The following is a 22587-nucleotide window of genomic DNA, read 5'->3' on the forward strand; positions in this document are numbered from 1 at the left end:
TGTATTCGACTACACAGGCCGAATACTTTCTTCATCTAACTGTGCATCAAACAGCGTGCGCAAAGTCTGAATGGTTTTATCCACAATAATGGATTGACGAGCCTGTGCTAGCATCTCTTCATAAATTACCTGCCGCCATTCCAAGGGTGTCTTGACGGCCGGATTATCATCTTCGATGATAACCAGTTTTATCGGCTGGCCATATAACTCACATAAGGCTTTTGTTAATGCTTTATGCGCAGGCTCAGTATTCAAATGCCGTTGCGTTGATCGTAAGTGTAAACACATTTCCGTTTCATTTAACGATTCCTTATAAGCATTCAACGCAAGTTGTTCTATCAATTTTGGCACTTTTAACTGAGAAATTTCAGCCGACCAGTGGTCACGCGCTTGGGCTTCAAGCGCAATTTTATTGGCAAGTTCCGGTGTTCTTTCATATTCCAATGCTTGTTTAATATTGCCGGGCGTTGTTACTCGCTCTATTTTTTGCTCAGAAATATTTTGCGGGCGCCACTGATAAGATTTATCTTTTTGATTTTTTTCATCTTTCTTAACCTGCTTCGGCTGATTTGCAACAGATTGCTGATGCTGCGTAGAAACCGTTGCTAATCGTTCTAGCGCCGACATCGCCGACGGCGTTTTCGTCTTCGACGATGCTGTGTCAGGCTTTTTTAGCGGTGTTTTCTCTTGCTCTTTTTTTAGTGACGCTTTTGCTTTTAGCAATTGCAAGGTAGGCGTATTAATTAATTTTTCATCTGATGGACTTATCGCTTTATCAATGACTTTTTTTTTATCTTTTATATTAGAGGAGACATTAGTATGACTATCAATATCATTGCCTAGGGTAACTGATTCAATTCTATTTGGCGACGATACCAATGAAACTTCAGTATCATTAATACACTTAGGATGAAATGCTAATGCACGTAATAACGTCATTTCAACCCCCATTCGCCTTTCTGGCGCATAGGGAAGCTCTTTACGTCCGACTAATAAGGTTTGATAATAGAGCTGTAAATCCGTTGGCGTAATTAAGCGCGCAAGTAAACATAAACGCTCATCAATCGGCGAAGCAGTATCTTGCATCTCCACAGGTAAAAGCTGGATCATCGCAATGCGATGAATTAATGATAACATTTCAATCAAAACGTTTTCCCAGTCACTGCCTCGCAAAGCAATATCTTCGACTAAAGCCATCATTTTTTGACCATCGGCATGTACAATCGCTTCAATGATAGCTAGGGGCTGTTCATCATTCAATATTCCTAGCATTTGACTAACTGAATCAGCCAATACCTTCCCTTGCCCCATAGCAATCGCTTGATCAGTCAAACTTAATGCATCACGTAAACTACCTTCGGCCGCTCTGGCGATTAATTGGCGGGCTCGTTTATCACTCGATATTTGCTCGGCCGCTAAAATGCGTTCAAGTTGACTACTAATTTGGTCAATATCCAGTGTTCTTAAATGAAATTGAAGGCAACGTGATAAAACCGTTATCGGTAATTTCTGTGGATCGGTCGTTGCTAAGAGAAATTTTACATGTTCTGGCGGCTCTTCTAGTGTCTTGAGCAAAGCATTGAAGCTATGACGAGAAAGCATATGAACTTCGTCGATTAAGTAGACTTTAAATCGACCACGCGCTGGTGCATACTGGACATTATCTAGCAGCTCGCGGGTATCCTCAACTTTAGTGCGCGAAGCGGCATCAATTTCAATCAAATCAACAAATCGCCCATGCGCTATCTCAAGACAGTTAACACACTGACCACAAGGATTCTGGCTTATCCCTACCTCACAGTTAAGGCCTTTCGCAAAAAGTCGCGCAATGGTCGTTTTTCCAACCCCGCGGGTACCAGAAAATAGGTAAGCATGATGAAGCCGCTGCTGTTGCAAACCATTTGCCAGCGCGGTCAAAACGTGTTGTTGCCCAACTACATCGGTAAATGTTTGTGGGCGCCATTTACGGGCAAGTACCTGGTAGCTCATGATTCCTATTAGACGTTAAGTATATAGTTTGTTAACCAACATAGCGCTGTTCGCCTAGTCAGCCCATTTCGCTAGAAAATTTTGCTCATTAATGTCCTGGGAATTCAACCAAATTAAAACAATTGACCCCTTGTTTTTTTAAACGTTCGATACCGCCTAAATCAGGCAAACAGATAATAAATGCCGCTTCATTCACTTTACCTCCAAGCTGCCGGATCAAGCGTACTGTTGCCTCAATCGTACCACCTGTAGCGAGTAAATCATCAACAACTAATACATTGTCTTTAGCTGAAATACTTTCTTTATGGATCTCTAGGGTATCGCTACCATATTCTAGCTCATAATTTTGCCGTAAAGTGGCTCGCGGTAGTTTTCCCTCTTTACGGACTGGCACAAATCCTACGCCTAAACGCAAAGCAACCGGCGCCCCAAACAAGAAGCCTCTTGCTTCAGTACCAACAATTTTAGTGATACCTTTATTTTTATAATGTTCAACAAGTAGATCAATAGTGGCCTGATAAGCGGCAGGATTATCCAATAGCGTTGTAATATCACGAAACAATACACCGGGTATCGGATAATCAGGAATTGTTTCAATACTGTCTTTTATAAATTGTATTTTTTTTTCATTAACCATCATAATTATCATCATAGATAAAATAATCAAACTCTACAATCTATGAAAAGTACTATAAAAATGCAATAACTTACTTACCAATATGCGCATTTTTACTGTAATAAGTCAAATCACAATCACATATTTTTTTATTATTATGGCTTACTATATGAAAACACAAAAGTTACTGAACGCGCTTGAAGAGCAAATTGAAGCATTATCAGAACAAATAAAGCCTATTGCACACTCTGCTTTTATAACATCACGTTTTGATCAAAAATTATTTTATCGAAAAAGCCATCAATTAAGCGATTGTTTATTTGAAATTAAGCAACATTTTTGTCAATTAAAAAATGCGGTTATCACTTCACGTTTAGAACAGGTTACTTTCTTGACAGAAAAAATTATTGCCCAAATTGGTGCAATAACGCGAGAATCTGCAACCCAAACATTAAGAGAACAAGAAAATCAACATAGCCAAAAAGAAAAAACCGTCGATCGCTATGAGCGTTTAGTTCAACATCAAGATTATGAACGTCGCCTAATAGCAATGATAAATGATAGAGAACAACAATTAGTTAAACAACAGTCATACGTTGCTTGCCAGAAACTGCAACAAGAAATAGCTGCATTAACAGGGAGGTTAGTGAGATGCCGTCAGGCTCTTTCACGCATAGAAAGGGCAATTGAGCGCGATGAAAATCAAAGTATCGAATAAAAAATAATATAGGTAATATTTAATGAATTTAGAGAATGCACCATTAGAAATCCAAGTTGCCATTGATTTAATTTATCTTCTGGAAATTAATCAAATCGAACCCACTACTGCACTCAAAGCACTCGATATTGTGAAAAAAGATTATGAGAATAAAAAAGCCATCACATCACTTACCAATGCAACTAAAAAACGTTGATATAAATAATCCAATTATTATTCTGCAGCATTATTAGTCTCGATTGTTTTTATCATGGTGCTTTTCTCTCTTTCCAGCGCCAAGAGTACGTTCAACTTCTTGCACTGAATCACCTTTGTTATTACGAAGGTGAACTTCTAACTGATTAAAAGCAATATCGATATTTTGTTCTCGACATAGGCGATCAATCATTCGATTAACTTCGTCCAATGTTGTACTTCTATCCGCTATCTGTCGAACATAAAAACGTAATTCATGATTAAGGGTACTGTCACCAAAATCAGTAAAAAATACTAATGGAGCAGGATCCGACATGATCTTATTGTTACTTTGCGCTGCCTGTAACAAAATCGCTTTGACTTTATCAAGATCAGAACCATAAGCAACACCTAGCTTGATAATAATACGGGTTATAGTATCTGATAACGACCAATTTATTAAACGTTCCGTCACAAATGCTTTATTGGGAATAATGACTTCTTTACGATCAAAATCCGTTATGGTAGTTGCTCGAATACGAATTTTACTTACTGTGCCTGAAAAATTACCAATCGTAACGGTATCACCAATTCTGACCGGCCTTTCAAACAGAATAATAATACCCGAGACAAAGTTGGCAAAAATTTCTTGTAGGCCAAAACCTAAACCAAATGTTAATGCTGCCGCTAGCCACTGTAACTTATTCCAGGTAACACCTAACATTGCTAATACGATAATGGTACCAATACCGATAATGATGTAGGTTAGCATCGTCGTGATAGCATAGCTTGATCCCTGCCGAAGCTTTAACCGAGACAGTACTAAAACCTCTAACAAACCGGGTAGATTTCGCGTCAATACTAAAGCGACAATAAAAATAATCATCGCTAAAATCAAATCAGCCAAGGTAACCGCTTGTAAAGTGTGGCCAACCTCATTTTGTACATTAGTGTGCCAAAGTTGAATACCATCTAAGAATGAGAAGATAGTAATGAAATCTGACCAAATCCAATAAAAAGCAACGATAAAGATCAGAAACAGTACCATACTGGTTAAACGTAGAGATTGTTGACTAATCAATTCAATTGACATTGGTGGTTCGGTAATGGGTTCATTTTCTTGCTCTTCTCGCGTCATATTATGACGACGCTCTAATGCCCTTTTATAAGCAAGCTTGCGCGCTGCAATAGATAATCCACGAATACAACTATGGTAAATAATATACCAAAGGAGTAATAAGTAGAGGCTATCAATCCAGCGACTGGAGAGTCGAAGAGTCGTGTAATAATAACCGACCATCATTAAACCAATTAACACCAGTGGAGAAAAAGCCAGTATAGTAATAATAATAGTACGAGTTAAATGCCCACCTTTTTGTTGCCAGATCCGACGGCAAAACGGCAAAGTAAATAGAAAAACTAAAAACAGGGATATTAATACAATTAATTGTCCGATGACATCATCCGCCAACCGCAAAGGATACATGACGCCATAACTTGACCAATAAATCAAAACAATCAACGGCAACATCAATTTCATCAAATGTTGACGTAGCCAGGACGTTTCTTTTTTAGCAATTAAAAAATGATTTTCTGCAATGCTATCAGGTTTAAGAATATTAATACACCATCTAAATAACACCCAAAATAGGGCCAATTGCAGAGCAAAACTCCAAACAAAATCACCATGGGGATTACCTGTTTTTAAAAACCAGTAACCAACTGCTAGTGCCATAAAAGCGCCAGGAAACGCCATCATTAGGGTTAAAATTAACGCTATCGGTGTATGTAATTGGTTATCTTTTTTGAATACCCTAACTTCCGCATTAATTTCTTTTAAACGTTGTTTAAACTTGCGATTCATCCAAAAAAAGAACAGACAAGCCAACAAAAGGGGAATAGTAACAACAGAAGAGTTAATTAACCCTTTGAATATGCTAATTAATGATAATTTAAAATTAAAAGAGGTAATTTCTACTTTCGCCGCTTCAGGAAAAGAAGTTAACCATGTTAGATCAATCGGTTTATTACTATTTACCCAAAAAATTTGCTGAGCTAATGTCTGCTCTAAAGAATCAATGACTCCCAGTAATTGTTGCTGATCTAACTGTAAATTAATCGCCTGAGAAATCTGATTACCCAGCTGTACGTTTAATTGATCTAAAAGATCGCGGCGTATATCAATCAGTAACTCTAATGCCCGCCAGACTTCCTTGGAAAGAGGCATTGCCTTGCTCTTATCTACCATTGAATCACTTATTGTATCGGCCAATTTATTAATATAATTAGAAGATTGATATAACTGATCACGCTCTTGGTTAATATCAAACTGCTCTAGCCTTAAATCGGCAATTAATGTTGGTGGATTTTTTGTTAATACATTAGGTGGCAAATTAATTTGTTTTTGAAAAAGTATGCGAGAAAGCAATAAACTTCCTCGTAAAACGGTAATTTGCTCTTTTAAATTACTCTCTACTTGTATGGCTCTTTCTAACCAAGATTTAACCCTTATCCCCTTTTGTACTAATTGGTTACTATCTTGGGTTACTGTAATCAAACGTTCACTTAGTGCTTTATTAATCGCTTTTTCATGTTTAATTATCGGATATTCTTCTACTTCCTGACTATTTATCGTTGAGCGTTGAGCTTCTTTAGCCGTTTCTTCAGAATAATTTAAGCGTTTATTATTAATAGCAGCCTGAACATATTGTATATCACTTTGAATTAACTCAATATAAGTTGCTGTATAATCACGTTGCTTCTGTAGCACATCTTGCAATTGAGTATTCGCTTCCAATGCGTGTTGTTGAAATTTATTTTGTTGCTGCAGATAAAATTGTTCGATTTGCAATAATCTTTGCAAAGAAGGCCGAATATCTTCATTGGAAGAGAAGTCATTATTTAGTTGGTAACGAATATCTTGTAGCCGTCGAGCATTTTCTAACATAATATTCATCGCTCGCTCTGGCTGGGTTTGTAATGCAACTAAGTTGCTATTAATATTGGCCAGATTTTCCTGCTGGTTTTGTAATACTTCTAATTTATTTTTTAATTGGCTCTCCAGTTGTGATAATGTTAAATGCTGATATTCAGTTTTAGTTTGCTCACTTTGTTGCTGCTCGCGTTTAATTTTAGCCAACTTCTCAAGTGCATTTCGCGCTTCTTTCGGCGCTTGTATAACTCTTTTTTGCATTAGATCAGCTTGCTTTTCTAATTCCGCTAATTCATCATAAAATTGAATTGCTTTTTTATAGTCAGCTAAAGCTTGGGTTTCAGGTGCAGTTAAATTGCTACGATTACTTAATGCATTTAATTCGCTTTGAATAGTTTGCCGTGAAGTTATATTGGTTAAGGTAGCGCTCTCAACTAAGGTTGCATTAAAAAGAAAGAATAAACCACAAGACAAGGACAATAAAGAAACTAACCGCTGATAATATGCTCTGTTTTGCAACCTTCGACTAAATGAAAACATAGTAGTATCCACTGAGTTAGATTAAAAATAAGAAAACAGTTAACAATCTCTCCTTAGAATTTATTTCCTTGTCTTAAATATTATTATATCTAAAAAGTTAAAACTTTATTGGATGCCAATGTCCACTCCGCTAAGTCAATCAAAGTGCCGATGGTAATCCCTTTAATTAACGGTAATTCAGTGATACCTCGAGCATCAGTACATGTCTTACATAATTTTATTTCTACTTGCTGCGCAAGCAAAATTTCTAACATCTGTTTTAAATTATAACCTTCAACTGGCTTTTGATTAATAAGACCGGCAACAACTGCATCAGACATTAAAAAAATTTTCATTTGCGTTGTCGCAGCCTGTTCCTTAACTGCAATCGCCAAACGTAGTGCATTAAAAAGATTTTCATCACCATAAGCGGCACCATTGGCAATAATCAAAAATAGTTTTTTTTCTTGCATCAAATCCTCCTTAATTATGTAATAAAACGTTTCAACTATTTCTTATTGATGGACTATATTTCATCATATCAATCATCGTATCCACGTAACGAATCGCATTTTCTTTGATATTAAAACTATCTGGTACACATAACCAATTTTCAAACAGGCCGGTAATTTCTGCTCGTATCATAATTGCTGCGCACTCAACATTGATATTGGCAGGCAATTGTTGTTTTTCCACACAGGCAATTAAAAGAGCGACTAATCTCTGATAGTTAATCATATAAATTTCACGTCGCAATTCAGCAAACTGTGCCATTTCACCTATCAATTCACATTTATGAAAAAAAATCTCAGTTAGCGCCTTGTTTTTAGTATCGTCAAAAAAGGTAAATAAAATATAATGTAATAATTTTCTCAATACAAAAAGTGGATCATTAGGGTATTTTAAGTGATACTTTTTCTGAGTTTCAGCTATTTGTTCATCAGTGAATTTACAAGCTTCAGAGAAAAGATCGACTTTATTTTTAAAATGCCAATAAATAGCACCACGAGTTACACCTGCGACCTCGGCTATATTAGATAAAGAGGTAGATGAAACTCCATACTTAGAAAATGTTCTAATTGCTGCATCAATTATTTCTTGGCGAGTTATTTTCGCTTGTTGCTTAGTTTTTCGTGCCATTTTAACTTACTTTCTTCTTATTGAAGTAAATTTACATACATTCATGTATGTTTTTGCAATAACATAAGAGACTTATCACATAATAATTCACTAGGTTTCAGATTTGAAATTGATATTTGAATATTGAGGTTTATTTATGCAAAAAAACAGAGGGGTTTTACCTCTGGTAATATTACTACTCTCAAGCTGTTTGATCCTGACAGCATGTGGCGATAATTCCCAGCAAGGTAATATTGCACCTCCAACACCTGAAGTTGGTGTCGTAACATTGGAAGTAAAGCCATTGACAGTAACAACTGAACTGCCTGGCCGTACTACTGCTTTTCGTATTGCCGAGGTAAGACCTCAAGTAGGAGGTATTATATTAAAAAGAAATTATACAGAAGGTAGTGATGTTGAAGCTGGAACTTCTTTATATCAAATAGATCCTGCTACCTATAAAGCCAATTATGACAGTGCAAAAGCCAATTTAGCAAAAGCAAAAGCTAATGCCGAAATTACTCGTTTAACAGTAAGTCGTTATAAACCTTTATTGGGAACAAATTACATCAGTAAACAAGAGTATGATACCGCAAACGCTAATTATGCTCAGGCATTAGCTTCTCTTAAAGCAGCTGAAGCGGCAGTTGAAACTGCGCGTATCAATCTTGAATATACCAAAGTAACTGCGCCTATTTCCGGCCGTTCGGGTAAATCCAACGTTACAGAAGGCGCGCTGGTCTCGACCGGGCAAACTAGTGCGCTAACAACCATTCAACAGTTAGATCCTATTTATATTGATGTTACTCAATCCAGCGACGATTATTTGAATTTAAAAAATGAAATCGCTAGCGGCAATTTATCTAAAGAATCGCAGCAAGCACCGGTTAGCCTAAAAATGAATAATGGTGAAGTTTACTCACAAAAAGGGATTCTTCAATTTTCCGATGTAACCGTTGATGAAAGTACTGGCTCTATCACGATGCGGGCTATTTTCCCCAATCCAGAAAAAAAACTACTTCCTGGTATGTTTGTTCGTGCCGTTTTAGAAGAAGGAGTGAAAAAAAATGCCATCCTAGTGCCACAGCAAGGCGTAAGTCGGACGCCGCGTGGTGAAGCTCAAGTGATGATTGTTAATACCAATAATGAAGTTGAAGTCCGTACGGTAATTACTGCGCAAGCAATTGGTAATCAATGGTTAATAACTAAAGGACTTAAAGCAGGAGAGCGTGTCATTGTTATTGGGTTACAGAAAATCAAGCCAGGCATGAAAGTGATAGCTAAAGAGACATCGTTAAATCCAAATACAACAGAAAAATAAATTTTCTACGCATAAGTCTTAAATTAAGGGAGTCGATAATTAATGCCTCAGTTTTTTATAGAACGGCCAATATTCGCGTGGGTAATAGCCATTATTACCATGCTTGCTGGTCTATTGGCAATTATCAAATTACCGGTTGCACAATATCCAACTATTGCGCCACCGTCTATCTCAATTGTAGCAACCTATCCTGGAGCAGACGCCACTACAGTCCAAAATACCGTTACTCAGGTTATCGAACAGAACATGAATGGAATTGATAATCTGGTTTATATGTCTTCAACTAGTGATGCAATGGGTAACATGTCTCTGACGCTTACCTTTGAAGCAGGGACAGATCCTGATATTGCACAAGTGCAGGTACAAAATAAATTACAATTGGCCATGCCATTACTACCTCAAGAGGTACAGCAGCAAGGCATTCATGTTAATAAATCTACCGGTTCTTTCTTGATGGTGGTCGCTTTTATTTCCAAAAATGGCTCAATGAATCAAGAAGATATTGCTGATTATGTTAACTCTCACATTAAAGATCCTATTAGCCGAGTAAAAGGTGTCGGTGAAACACAATTATTTGGTACCCAGTACGCTATGCGGATCTGGTTAGATCCAGATAAACTAGTTAAATACAATATGGCTACTCAAGATGTCATCAATGCCATAAAAATTCAAAACAACCAAGTTGCTGCTGGCCAACTAGGTGGAACACCACCGATCCCAGGCCAACGACTTAATGTTTCTATCATTGCTCAAACGCGGCTAAATAATGCCGAACAGTTTGCCAATATCCTGTTACGAGTTAATCCAGATGGTTCTCAGGTTCGCTTAAAAGACGTTGCCGTTGTTGAATTAGGCGCGGAAAATTATAGCATTCAAGCCAAATATAATGGTACTGCGTCAGCCGGTATCGGTATCAAATTGGCAACCGGGGCTAATGCCTTAGATACTGCCAAAGCCGTACGTGCTACGCTTGCTGAAATGGAGCTTTTTTTCCCTAATGGATTAGAGATTGTTTACCCTTATGACACCACACCGTTTGTAAAAATCTCAATTAACGAAGTAGTGAAAACACTGATCGAAGCTATCATGCTAGTCGTCGTTGTTATGTACTTATTCCTGCAAAATTTCCGCGCAACCTTGATCCCAACGATCGCCGTTCCTGTTGTTTTGCTTGGTACTTTTGCTATTTTGTCTGCAATGGGGTATTCAATTAACACGCTTACCATGTTCGCAATGGTGCTCGCTATCGGACTATTAGTCGATGATGCGATTGTGGTAGTAGAAAACGTTGAGCGTGTTATGCAAGAAGAGGGACTATCGCCAAAAGAAGCCACCAAAAAATCGATGGGACAAATCCAAGGGGCGCTCGTCGGTATAGCCTTAGTATTATCAGCAGTATTTATACCTATGGCTTTTTTTGGTGGCTCTACCGGCGCAATCTATCGTCAATTCTCGGTTACAATTGTCGCATCAATGGTGCTTTCTGTTCTGGTCGCATTAATCCTAACTCCCGCCCTTTGTGCCACAATATTAAAACCTATCCCTAAAGGTAGTCATGGTAAACAGACAGGCTTTTTCGGTTGGTTTAACCGGACGTTTGAAAAAAGTGCGCATCACTATACCAATAGTATTGGCCATATGCTTAGAGGCACCGGCCGTTACCTAGTGATTTATGTTATATTAGTTGCCGGTATGGCATTTCTCTTCCTAAAATTACCTTCTTCGTTTCTTCCTGAGGAAGATCAAGGAGTACTCTTGACGATGGTTCAGCTACCGCCAGGTTCAACTCAAGAACAAACTGTAGCGGTGCTTAACGATATTGACCAATATTATCGAACCAAAGAAAAAGAAAATGTTAAATCTGTCTTTACCGTAAGTGGCTTTGGCTTCGCTGGACAAGGACAAAACATGGGTCTTGCTTTCGTTGTTCTACAAGATTGGAAAGAACGCCATAGCGATAAAAGTCACGTTTCTCAAATTATTAATCGTGCCAATCTTGCCTTTTCAAAAATACAAGAAGCTATCATTTTCTCTTTCAATATTCCGGCCATACCCGAGCTAGGTACAGCCAGTGGTTTTGATTATGAACTTGTTGATCAAGGTAATTTAGGCCATGAGAAATTAATGGCAGCTCGTAATCAACTACTTGGACTTATCGCTCAACATCCTGATATATTGCAAAATGTTCGTCCTAATGGGCAAGATGATACCTCTCAGTATCGTTTTTATCTTGATCAACAAAAAGCTGAGGCTTTAGGTGTATCTATCAATGATATTAATGCAACCTTAAGTACTATGTTTGGTGGAATCTATGTAAATGACTTTATTGATCGTGAACGTGTTAAAAAAGTTTACGTACAAGCCAATGCCCCATTCCGAATGTTGCCCGCTGATATTGAAAAACTTTATGTCCGCAATAATCAAGGAAAAATGGTACCTTTCTCGGCGTTGATTGATCATAGTAAAGATCCATGGCTATATGGTTCACCACGTTTAGAACGCTATAATGGTTTACCTGCAATGGAAATCCAAGGTTCTGCGACTCCAGGGAAAAGTACCGGTGATGCCATGCTATTAATGGAGCAACTTACTGAAAAATTACCTGAAGGTATTGGTTATGAATGGACTGGTATGTCTTATCAAGAACGTCTTTCTGGTAATCAAGCACCTGCTTTATATGTAATTTCTCTTATTGTCGTTTTTCTCTGTTTAGCCGCTTTATATGAAAGTTGGTCAATTCCTTTTTCTGTTATGTTAGTTGTACCCTTAGGGGTTATTGGAGCATTACTCTTCACTTCAATTCGTGGATTAGAAAATGATGTTTACTTTAAGGTAGGCTTATTAACAACCATTGGCCTATCTGCCAAAAACGCCATATTAATTGTTGAGTTTGCGAAAGATCTAATGGAAAAAGAAGGAAAAGGGTTGATTGAAGCAACGCTAGATGCTGTCAAAATGCGGTTACGACCTATTTTAATGACATCATTAGCATTCATGCTTGGTGTTTTACCTCTGGTTATTAGTAACGGTGCCGGTTCAGGTGCGCAAAACTCTGTTGGTACAGGCGTGCTTGGCGGAATGATTGCAGCAACTACATTAGCAATCTATTTTGTTCCAGTATTTTTTGTCGTCATACGTAGACGTTTCACAAATAAATATTAACTTAGCGAGTTATTAGTAATATTTCCATTAAAAGGCCAGAATATCTGGCCTTTTATGTAAAAATATTTTTTAATAAATGAAAAATAAATCTAAATATATGACTAAAACTTATTTTTTATTAAAAAAATAAATAATAATGAAATAACACAGTTATACTGTAACTTTTTGTATATATTTGATATTTTACACTAGATTAGTTCTTTGATTAACATCATATAACAAAAAACTTTATACAGAGATAGTGACTTATGCGATAATAGTGCTATATTAATATCCAGTAGGTTGTTTGCATTACTTTTGCTATACTCACACAAGTATAATTTTTATAAATTATCTACATTCTTCTGATTGTTTACCGACAACCATTTATAATTTTGGCAACAATCATAATTAATAGTGTTTTTGATTTTATAAAAAATAAAACAATATATTAATTCAATGGTAAATTCTTCATCTTTAGCGGTATTATGCAATAAAAATGAGTAATAACCCGTAATCTGTGGTTTGAATGGAGGTGATTATGGATGAGTACTCACCAAGGAGTTATGACATCTTAGTGCTAAAGTATTTATGTGATGCTCTACATCGTGATGCGATGTTAACTTTGCATAGGACAAAAACCCATTGGAAGAATGATCTTGGTTCCGACCAAAACGTTAAATTTAATGTATTAATTGATCATATCACAGATTTTATTGGTCAATTTAAATTAAAATATCCGAATAACGTAAATCTTTTTATTTTTATTGACGAATATTTGGATGAAACTTATAACCTATTTGGTAAACCTGTAATGAGCCTAACAGATATTTCTGATTGGCAAAAAATGAATGAGCATTTGTCTGAAATATTAACAAATGATATAAAGTATTCATTAAGTAACACTTGACGCAACAGCCAATAACATTCATATTTTATACATCTATAATTTAAAGAAAGGAAATTATGACTAAAATTGACTATCTGATGCGCTTAAGAAAATGTACGACTATCGAAACATTGGAGCGCGTAATCGAAAAAAACAAATATGAATTATCTGAAGACGAACTTGAGTTATTTTATTCTGCTGCCGACCATAGGTTAGCAGAACTCACAATGAATAAACTTTATGACAAAATTCCTTCGTCAGTTTGGAAGTATGTTCGCTAATAAGTCTTTCCTTTATCAGATAGGATATGGTTATAATTTTAGCCGATAGCCTTTATCGGCTTTTATTAGTAACTATATAACTTAAAATATTCATTCATAGCACGGATAGTTATATCGTGGTGTTGCTTACATTATTAGATTAAACAATGAACCCTATTTATATTTTCGCTTAATGAAAAATAACCTTATAATTATCCTCTCTCAACTTTTACTCTTTTTTATTAATGAGCACCATACTTAACCAATAACTATTCAGCAAAACAATCCTTATAATGCTATTTATTTTTTAATTAATAATTTAATTGCATCGTTAATTGAAATTTATAATTTTACATAATCTTATTTTTCTTTAAAAACTAAACCAAAACTGGCATTTAGATTAAAATGAAAATTCATCTAATTAATCGAATTTTTTTCTATATAAAAAACTAAACATGTTAAATTAATTTAATAACCATCAACATAAAAACAATTTTTGTTAACTAAATTAGTTTTATTTGGAAAAAGCATAAATATCTTAGAAGTGCTAAACTGGCGGAGTCCTGTCAGCGACATCCCGGCACATACATCCCTTGCTATGGCTGCTTCTTTCCAGACCTGACCAAGTTAACAAGTTAGCATTGCGGGAGAACCAACAGGACCCCATTGAATGGCTCTATCTGAACAATAGAGGCGTGCATTATGCGTTATTCAAATTCAAATAGCAAGAAAACAGAAATCAAGTGCTGTTTTCTTATTCAAATAAATAATGTTAAACATTTAAGTGACTTAAATATATAAAAATAATAGCAAAAAAATTAATAAACCATATCGAGATGATCTAAGCTACCAGTATGTAATAAATTACCTATCTGTTGCAATTGGTACATCTGAGCATAAAGCCCTGAATGTCGCAACAATTCATTATGTTTGCCTTGCTCAACGATTTTACCACGATGTAAGACAAAAATTTTATCCGCGTCGATAACAGTAGAAAGTCGATGGGCGATAACGATTAAAGTTGTCTGTCGACGAATTAACTGTAAAGCGGCTTGGATAGCTCTCTCAGTTCCCGAATCGACATTTGCCGTTGCCTCATCCAATATTAAAATTTTCGGCGTTTGTACTAAAGCCCGCGCTAACGCCAGTAGCTGCTTCTGCCCTGCAGATAGCATATTGCCTTGCTCGCCTAGTAGAGTATTTAAGCCATTCGGTAATTTATGTACCCAATCAGCGAGCTGAACAATTGTTAAAATTTGCCAAACTTTCTGTTCTGAAATTTCTCTTCCCAAAGCGATATTATCAAAAACAGTCGTTGCTAAAATAACCGGCTCTTGTTGCACTATAGTAATACAATTACGCAACACTTGGTGGGAAAGAGATGATAGTGGACGTCCATCAAGTAATATTTGTCCTTCTTGCCACTGATAGTATCCCATTAATAAGTTAGTAATCGTGCTTTTCCCACTACCTGTATGCCCAACTAATGCAACAAATTCATTATCTTCCATCTGCAGATCAATCTCGTACAATACATATTTATCATCACGATAAGCAAAAGAAAGCTTTTTCATATCTACTCGACCCGACAATAATGGTAATTGATCATGGCCATAACATTGTCGTGGGCTATCTATCAATTCAAAAATTCTTTCGCCTGCAACTACAGCTTGTTGTAATACAGATTGCTGTGAAGTTAATTTAATTAATGGCTCATTTAAACGTCCAAGATAATTAATAAACGCATACAATACCCCAACACTAATAACATTTATTCCCTTAAATCCAAATAATAAAATTAATCCACAGAGTGTTAATGCCGAAAATAAATTTAATAATGGGCGCAATAGAATACTATCTAACTTTAATGCCTGCATCCGGGCGATATAATGCTGGCGGTTTACTGCCAACATTTTCTCACCAAATCGAGCTTGTTGCCTAAATTGTTGGATAACAGTCATACCGCTAATAATTTCATTAAAGCCATCGTTGATATCAGCTAGGTAAGTCCGCACTCGACGAACAATCGGTGTACTTAAACGTTGGTAAATTACCATGACCAAAAATACGACAGGGAAAATTAAGCTAGCAACAATTGCCATTCGCCACTCTAAAAAAAACATCGCTATTAACATGGTAATAATTAGCGCTAAGCTACGAAATATAGTCGGAATAACAGTTACAAACAGATCCTTAACCACTTCAGTATCATTTGTCACTCGAGAAATAAGCTGTCCTACTGGTTGATTATCAAAAATACTCAATGGCTGCCTGATAGCAGCACTCATGACATCTGTACGTAATGTTTGAACAACACCGATAGCGACTTGATTAAATAAAATTGTTTGATAATAGTGTAAGATAGCAGCAATAATTTGTGATGCAAAAAAACTATTATTAACATAACCGTGCTTTCCAACGGTATATGGGCTTTTGCTAACATATTATCAATAAAGTAACTCACTAGTAGGGGCCCACAAATTTCTGCACCAGCGGCTACCCAGGATATCAAAACGGCAATAATTATCGGTTTACGAAATGAATTTCCATAAATTAATAAGCGTTTTAAGGATGGCCATAAAAGACGAGGCTTATTCATGTTCATTTTCCAATGAAGCTTCAATTTGCTGATAGCAATACATATCTCGATACCAACCAGGTTTTGCAATTAATTGCTGATGGGTACCTTGACATAAGATAGTACCTTGCTGCAATACAAGGAGTTGATCTGAATCCACTAACGCAGATAATCGGTGGGCACTAATGATAATAGTATGGCGTCCTCGCCACTGACGTAAATTTTTTAAAATTCTATTTTCAGTCTGTCCATCTACAGCAGATAAAGCATCGTCTAATATCAAAATTTCAGTATCTAATAATAGTGCTCTTGCAATAGAAATACGCTGTTTTTGTCCACCAGATAACATAATGCCACGCTCACCAACTTGTGTACTGTATCCATTAGGTAAACGCATAATATCTTCATGTACATCAGCTAGCTTTGCCGCTTCCTCTATTTCTGTTTGACTGGCAGTTGGTTTACCTAAAGCAATATTACCTGCAATGGTATCAGAAAATAAAAATGGTATTTGGTTCACAACAGCCAGTCTGGCATGCCAGTCCCCCTGTTGAATATCAGTCAGAGCAAGAGATTGGAACAAAATCTCACCATCAATAACATCAAAATGACGTTGCAATAATGATAATAGTGTTGATTTTCCGGCCCCGGTTGGACCGCAAATTCCAACTAATTGCCCTGGCTGTATATTGAATACAATATTATGCAAAGAAGATATTCCAGCACCTGGATAATAAAATTGGCGAATGTTTACGCTCAATTGACCAGATCTTGGCTGCAAACACTGTTTTCCATCAATAATTGATAGGGGTTCTTCAAATAAAACACAGATTCTGCTATAAGCAGCGCTTCCACGCTCAACAATATTAAACATCCATGCAAGCGCTAACATTGGCCATATCATAAGCCCTAAATACATAACAAAACTAGTCAAGTCACCTAGTGTCATTTTATTATGCCAAACCAACCAGCTTCCACCCGTTACCGCCAAAAAATTTGCAGCGCCTATCGCAATATAGATAGTAGGGTCAAATTTGGCATCAACTTTAGCAACATGCATATTTTTACGTCCAGCCTCTAATGCCGCAATCTCAAACTGATAGGATTGGTAATCTTCAAGACCAAACGCTTTAATCATACGGATACTAGTTAAACTTTCCTGAGCATGATTATTGAGAGAAGAGAATGCACCTTGGGCAGATTTAAAGCGTTTATGTAGTTGCTCACCATATCGCTTAATAATGATTGCCATAATTGGCATTGGTAGCAATGATAGCAGGGTCAGTTGCCAACTGATCTCTATACTCATGATAATTAATACCGCACACCCCATTACCAAAGAATCGACTAGTGTCAGGACACCTTCTCCCGCCGCAAAAACAACTCGATCAACATCATTTGTTGTACGTGCAATAAGATCGCCCACTCTATGACGTAAATAAAACTCAGGAGTTTGGCGACTAAATTGTTGATAAAATTTCTGTCTTAACTGTACGGCTAATTTGTAAGAAGCACCAAATAACCATAACCGCCAGATATAACGCAATCCATAAATAATGAATGCAATAAATACCATTACACTTATCCAACCCAAAAGTTGTTTGATACCCATGGTTTGCTTAAATGCCATCAATAATAAAGCCAACGAGGCGTGGTGGGATGAGCTGTAATCCCGCAATAAAAATTAATAAAATGATTGCACCAAAATACCGGCGCCACTCAGTTAAGAAATACCAACGTAATTGAGAAAATAATCTCACATTTTTTTATCCTGATATTGAAAATTACATCAAAAAATATAATAAGTTACAGTTCAATAAATTAATGAGATACAGACAAAATTGTTGTATATTTTATTTTCTCAATCAAAAATAAAAAAGATCAATTCAATTAGCTATCTTGTTGACAAAATATTTATAAAACTATCGAAATCCACCTAACATCATAATATTTATCTAAAATATTTTTAACAAATTAATTTTACCCGCTTTATAATCAAGGAAACATTACGATATATCCAATAAATAATGGCATTTTTTATCTAATGATTACATAGAATTAATATAGTATTATTAATAAATAGTTAGAATAAAATAACCCCATATTTAATAATTTAAACAAAATAATATAACACAATGAATATATCTTCCCAATTAAGGCTATCTAAACTAGATTAAACTCGGTAACATAACGTATCATATGGAATAGCAAAATTTGTTACTTAAACTTCATTGATGGATAGTATTGGCATGTTGAAACGAGCAGTTATTGTATTTAGTGGCGGACAAGATTCCACCACTTGTCTTATACAAGCAATAAAACAATATGACGAAGTTCATTGTATTACTTTCAATTACGCTCAACGTCATAGTACTGAAATTGTTGTTGCTCAAAAGATATGCCAGCATTTTAACATCAAAGCACATAAAATACTGGATGTCGGACTATTAAATGAACTTGCTATTAGTAGTCTAACTCGCGATAACATTCCAATACCTTCCTATGAAAAAAGCAGTGAAAGTGAATTACCCAACACTTTCGTTCCAGGACGTAACATTCTATTTCTCACACTTGCTGCTATTTATGCTTACCAAGTTCAAGCTGAAGTAGTTATAACCGGTGTTTGTGAAACAGACTTTTCTGGTTATCCTGATTGTAGAGATGAATTTGTTAAAGCGCTCAATCAAGCTATTTGCCTAGGTATAGCTAAAGCAATTCGCTTTGAAACCCCACTTATGTGGCTAAATAAAGCCGAGACTTGGGCACTAGCCGATTATTACCACTCCTTTGAATTTATACAAAATAAAACCCTTACTTGTTACAATGGTATTATAGGTGATGGCTGTCAAAAATGTGCAGCCTGCCATCTGCGTGCAGAGGGATTAAAATATTATCTTAATCATAGACAAGCAATTATGTCCTCTTTAAAGCAAAAAATGCACCTTAAATAATTTTAAATTGATACTATTTAACGATACGCAAACAATAACCTAATTTAACTTAGAATAAATAGCACTCTATTAATCAATGCAAGATATAATAATTTATATTTATTATTTTTAGCTTAAGTGTATTTAATACCTACAGCGTATATTGGTGTAAGGAATAAGGAACTGAGACTAATAGCTATCTCTCAGTTCCTATCACATTTTAATAGGTTAATTTCTCACGATTTTTTTCAATAAAACCCAAACCAATACCTGGCACATCCTGAAGATGCTCGATTGATTTAAATCCGCCAAATTTCTTGCGATGTAGCACGATTAACTGCGCTTTTTTTAATCCGACCCCATTTAATTTCTCCGCCAACTCCTCCTCAGATGCAGTATTGATGTTAACTTTATCATCCATCAACTGTCGATTGTCCATTTTATTGATAACTAATTTCGTTGTAGTTTGCGGTTGATCATTAGCGACTTTTAGCTGATCAGATTGGGCAAGTGCGGTATGACAAAATCCTATCGCAAAAATCAAGATCCTAGTTGTAAACTTTATTTTCTTTTTTATCATTAGCAGCATCTTTAACCTCCTTATTCATTAGTAAAAATCAATATTTATTTACCCAAATAGGCATTATATTTCCCTGGTGTATACGCTTTATGGTCGTTTGCTAAGCAATTCTGGGATAATTTCTCTATGAAAAAACAGATTTTCTAAGCAATGGATAAGATACAAGAATAAAAAAACATTACGACAATAGAATGATAAAATAGTAAAAGGCTGCGCAAGCACAGCCTCTAATTTATGTAATCGTATTCAATTATGTGAAAGACGATCGCAAATTACTCCATTCGTCCTAAATCGACTTTAGCACTATCACGTAAATTTAACATCAATGATTCCATCATAACATTGCCAAGTATCATTTTATAACGTTGCGAAAAAACCTTTAATTCTTCATCTGTCGGTTGACCTTGAGTAACTTTAATTAATTGAATAATAACTAAATTATTTTTAGCATCTTTGGTGCTGAAATAAGTCGGTGTGTTTTCTTTGGGAATAGGCATTTGAAAAATGGGTTCAACCAATACGTCATTTTGCTCAAAACGCTCAATAATCTTAGCATCACCAAAATTAATACCTAGTTTGGCTAAAGCAGCTTCACCTGCCCCCTGTTTTAATGCAGTAAGCAATTTATTGCCCTCTGCTTCCATTTCTTTTGTGGCCTTATTAAGCTTCACTAATTCAGCTACTGTTTTTTTCACCTCATCAAATGGCTGTGTTACCTGTGGTTTATATTTTTCAACTCGAATAACAAACGCACGATCACCATCGACATTAATAACATCTGAATTAATACCTGTTGGCCCATTTTTATCTACTAAGTTACCGTTAAAAATAGTATCAGCCACCTTATCAAATCTTATTTCTTCGGGAAGATTATTACGACTAAACCAACCTGTTGTTACCGCTTTAATACCCGTAGCCTTTTCAGCAGCTGTTAATGATTCGTTATCATCCATTGCCGCACGACTTGCAGTTTGTTGGAGTGAATAAAATGCATTAATCGCTTTTTCATTTTTTAGTGTATTGGCAATCTCTGTTTTCACAGACTGAAAAGGTTTTACTACTTCAGGTTTAATATCATCAAGGCGAAATATAATATAATTGCTAGCCGATTTTATTACAGCTGAAATCTGCCCTTTTTTAGTTAGATTAGCAGCAATAATTTCACTTGGCGTTGAAGTCGCCTCCATCCAACCAAGAGCACCATGATTTGCTGCGCTAAATTTATCTGTCGATTTTTCGGCAACTAATTGCTTAAAATCCGCACCACCGGCTAACGATTTCACAACGGAATCGGCTTCTTTTTCTGTTGGCAATTGGATCATGCTGTAATGTTTTTGCGCTGGCTGAGTAAAGTTAGCTATATTTTGCTCATAATAGTTTTTCAGCTCTTCATCTTTGACCGCCACATTTTCACGTTGAGAAGCGGCATCTAACTTAATATAACTAACCTGTACCTGTTCGGGTGAAATAAAACTGTTCTGATGCGCATTATAGTAATCTTGTAACTCTTTATCTGTAACCGTTTGTTTAGATTGATAGTTAGCAAGCGATAAAGTTGCTGTTTTTACTTCACGTTGCTGTAAAAGTAACTGAGCATAGGACTTAACTTCTTCAGGTAAGACAAATTCATCCGTTATGTACATTTTGCTAAGTTGACGGTTAATCAAGTTTTGCCGTATTTCTTGGGCAAGATCATCAGCATTAACATTATGTTGGGATAAAATCGTTCGATATTTTTCACTATCAAAATGCCCGTCTGTTTGAAATATCGGCATATTGTAGATATCCTGCTTAACTTGATTATCACTCGCCGTTAAACCCAATTGGTTTGAATATTGATTAAGCAATGTCACGCCAATTAAACGTTCCAAAGCTTGACGACGCAACATTTGCATCCCTTGTTCACTACTCGCAATTTCAGCAAATTGATCACCCAATCGTTCTTGTAATACTTGCTTTTCTTGCTGAAAAGCTTGCTGTAGTTGAACTTGACTAATTGCTGTACCATTCACTTTCGCCACGTGATTACTTGAACCGCCAATCAGGTAACTACCAACGCCAGTAAGCACAAAGGATAAGATAATAATCACAAATACTATTTTTAGCACAAGACTATTTGCCGCCGTGCGTAGGTTGTCCATCATAAAGAGGATACTCTCCGTTTTTAATCAAAGTAAATAGATGCATAATACGCTATTTTAGCTTAAAAGAAAAAAGCGCATCATGTTTATGATGCGCCCGATTCTAACTTACTAAAACAATTGATTCTGTTTTAGTTTATCCGTTAACAGTATGCCGCAATCCTTATTTTTTCTTGTGGCCGTTAACAGTATCTTTTAATCCTTGGCCGGCTTTAAACGACGGTACCTTTGCTGCAGCTATCTTAATTACCTTACCTGTCTTAGGATTACGGCCATTACGTGCTGCACGTTGTTTAACTTCAAAAGTGCCAAAGCCTATTAACTGAACTTTATCACCTTTTTTAAGAGTTTGAGATACAGTTTTAAGAAATGCATTCAACACGCTCTCAGCGACTGATTTAGCAGCCTTCGACTCTTTTGCAATTTTCTCTACTAGTTCTTTCTTTTTCACGCTTATCATCCCCATTTTATTAATTATGGATTAAACAAACATATTGCTAACGGTTCACAAAAAGATGACACCGTCGTATCACTACTACAAAAGTATGGCAAGAAAACATATTACAGCCAAATAATTATAGATTTGTTTACTTAAATTATTTAGGAGACAAAAAAAACTGATAAACCATTTAAGATTTATCAGTTTTAATTTTATATAAAATTTTTATTTTAAATCAGGG

15 protein-coding genes, 1 other RNA gene and 2 pseudogenes are annotated in these 22587 nt (G+C 36.0%); 7 read left to right on the plus strand and 11 right to left on the minus strand.

The window, feature by feature from the left end; genetic code table 11:
* Positions 1-9 precede the first annotated feature (9 nt).
* Positions 10-1989: a DNA polymerase III subunit gamma/tau gene (gene dnaX, locus ArsFIN_RS16015; RefSeq protein WP_026821492.1), complete on the minus strand. Its 1980-nt coding sequence runs from the start codon at positions 1987-1989 to the stop codon at positions 10-12.
* 88 nt (positions 1990-2077) lie between these two features.
* Positions 2078-2641: an adenine phosphoribosyltransferase gene (gene apt, locus ArsFIN_RS16020; protein WP_406929613.1), complete on the minus strand. Its 564-nt coding sequence runs from the start codon at positions 2639-2641 to the stop codon at positions 2078-2080.
* Between the two features lie 133 nt (positions 2642-2774).
* Between apt and priC the strand changes: the two genes are divergently transcribed.
* A complete protein-coding gene (priC, locus tag ArsFIN_RS16025) occupies positions 2775-3323 on the plus strand; it encodes a primosomal replication protein PriC (RefSeq protein ID WP_026821490.1) in 549 nt (182 codons plus the stop codon).
* 22 nt (positions 3324-3345) lie between these two features.
* A complete protein-coding gene (gene rsmS / locus ArsFIN_RS16030) occupies positions 3346-3519 on the plus strand; it encodes a pleiotropic regulatory protein RsmS (RefSeq protein WP_071846834.1) in 174 nt (57 codons plus the stop codon).
* 33 nt (positions 3520-3552) lie between these two features.
* On the opposite strand, the gene mscK is transcribed toward rsmS, so the two are convergent.
* The 3 genes from mscK to acrR form a co-directional block, all read right to left on the minus strand.
* Positions 3553-6969, minus strand: a complete 3417-nt coding sequence (gene mscK, locus ArsFIN_RS16035) for a mechanosensitive channel MscK (RefSeq protein ID WP_026821489.1) — start codon at positions 6967-6969, stop codon at positions 3553-3555.
* A gap of 89 nt (positions 6970-7058) precedes the next feature.
* Entirely contained in the window at positions 7059-7421 is a 363-nt protein-coding gene (locus tag ArsFIN_RS16040; protein ID WP_034249140.1) for a DsrE/DsrF/TusD sulfur relay family protein, read from the minus strand.
* Positions 7422-7452: 31 nt separating this feature from the next.
* Entirely contained in the window at positions 7453-8088 is a 636-nt protein-coding gene (acrR, locus tag ArsFIN_RS16045; RefSeq protein WP_026821487.1) for a multidrug efflux transporter transcriptional repressor AcrR, read from the minus strand.
* A 136-nt stretch (positions 8089-8224) separates the two neighbouring features.
* Between acrR and ArsFIN_RS16050 the strand changes: the two genes are divergently transcribed.
* The 4 genes from ArsFIN_RS16050 (at position 8225) to ArsFIN_RS16065 (ending at position 13699) form a co-directional block, all read left to right on the plus strand.
* Positions 8225-9388, plus strand: coding sequence for an efflux RND transporter periplasmic adaptor subunit (locus ArsFIN_RS16050; protein WP_026821486.1), 1164 nt, complete (start codon positions 8225-8227; stop codon positions 9386-9388).
* Between the two features lie 42 nt (positions 9389-9430).
* Positions 9431-12550, plus strand: coding sequence for an efflux RND transporter permease subunit (locus ArsFIN_RS16055; RefSeq protein ID WP_026821485.1), 3120 nt, complete (start codon positions 9431-9433; stop codon positions 12548-12550).
* A 520-nt stretch (positions 12551-13070) separates the two neighbouring features.
* A complete protein-coding gene (gene tomB / locus ArsFIN_RS16060; RefSeq protein WP_026821484.1) occupies positions 13071-13439 on the plus strand; it encodes an Hha toxicity modulator TomB in 369 nt (122 codons plus the stop codon).
* A 56-nt stretch (positions 13440-13495) separates the two neighbouring features.
* A complete protein-coding gene (locus tag ArsFIN_RS16065) occupies positions 13496-13699 on the plus strand; it encodes an HHA domain-containing protein (RefSeq protein WP_026821483.1) in 204 nt (67 codons plus the stop codon).
* A gap of 540 nt (positions 13700-14239) precedes the next feature.
* Here the strand turns inward: ArsFIN_RS16065 and ffs are convergent.
* The 3 genes and pseudogenes from ffs to ArsFIN_RS16080 all read right to left on the minus strand — a co-directional run bounded on the left by ffs (position 14240) and on the right by ArsFIN_RS16080 (position 18016).
* An RNA gene (ffs, locus tag ArsFIN_RS16070) (signal recognition particle sRNA small type) lies at positions 14240-14336 on the minus strand.
* 160 nt (positions 14337-14496) lie between these two features.
* A pseudogene (locus tag ArsFIN_RS16075) lies at positions 14497-16277 on the minus strand (SmdB family multidrug efflux ABC transporter permease/ATP-binding protein).
* Positions 16270-18016: pseudogene (locus ArsFIN_RS16080) on the minus strand (SmdA family multidrug ABC transporter permease/ATP-binding protein). Before ArsFIN_RS16080 ends, ArsFIN_RS16075 begins: the two co-directional pseudogenes overlap by 8 nt.
* Positions 18017-18508: 492 nt before the next feature.
* On the opposite strand from ArsFIN_RS16080, the gene queC reads away from it, so the two are divergent.
* Positions 18509-19207 carry a 7-cyano-7-deazaguanine synthase QueC gene (gene queC / locus ArsFIN_RS16085; RefSeq protein WP_026821482.1) on the plus strand — a complete coding sequence of 233 codons (699 nt, stop codon included), beginning with the start codon at positions 18509-18511 and terminating at the stop codon, positions 19205-19207.
* Positions 19208-19406: 199 nt separating this feature from the next.
* Here queC and ArsFIN_RS16090 read toward each other — a convergent pair whose 3' ends face one another.
* The 3 genes from ArsFIN_RS16090 to ArsFIN_RS16100 all read right to left on the minus strand — a co-directional run bounded on the left by ArsFIN_RS16090 (position 19407) and on the right by ArsFIN_RS16100 (position 22358).
* Complete coding sequence (locus ArsFIN_RS16090; RefSeq protein WP_071846835.1) at positions 19407-19766, minus strand: ComEA family DNA-binding protein; 360 nt, start codon at positions 19764-19766, stop codon at positions 19407-19409.
* Between the two features lie 272 nt (positions 19767-20038).
* A complete protein-coding gene (ppiD, locus tag ArsFIN_RS16095; RefSeq protein WP_026821480.1) occupies positions 20039-21910 on the minus strand; it encodes a peptidylprolyl isomerase in 1872 nt (623 codons plus the stop codon).
* A 160-nt stretch (positions 21911-22070) separates the two neighbouring features.
* A complete protein-coding gene (locus tag ArsFIN_RS16100; RefSeq protein ID WP_026821479.1) occupies positions 22071-22358 on the minus strand; it encodes an HU family DNA-binding protein in 288 nt (95 codons plus the stop codon).
* Positions 22359-22587 lie beyond the last annotated feature (229 nt).

This window comes from Arsenophonus nasoniae, from assembly GCF_004768525.1.
GTDB lineage: Bacteria > Pseudomonadota > Gammaproteobacteria > Enterobacterales > Enterobacteriaceae > Arsenophonus > Arsenophonus nasoniae.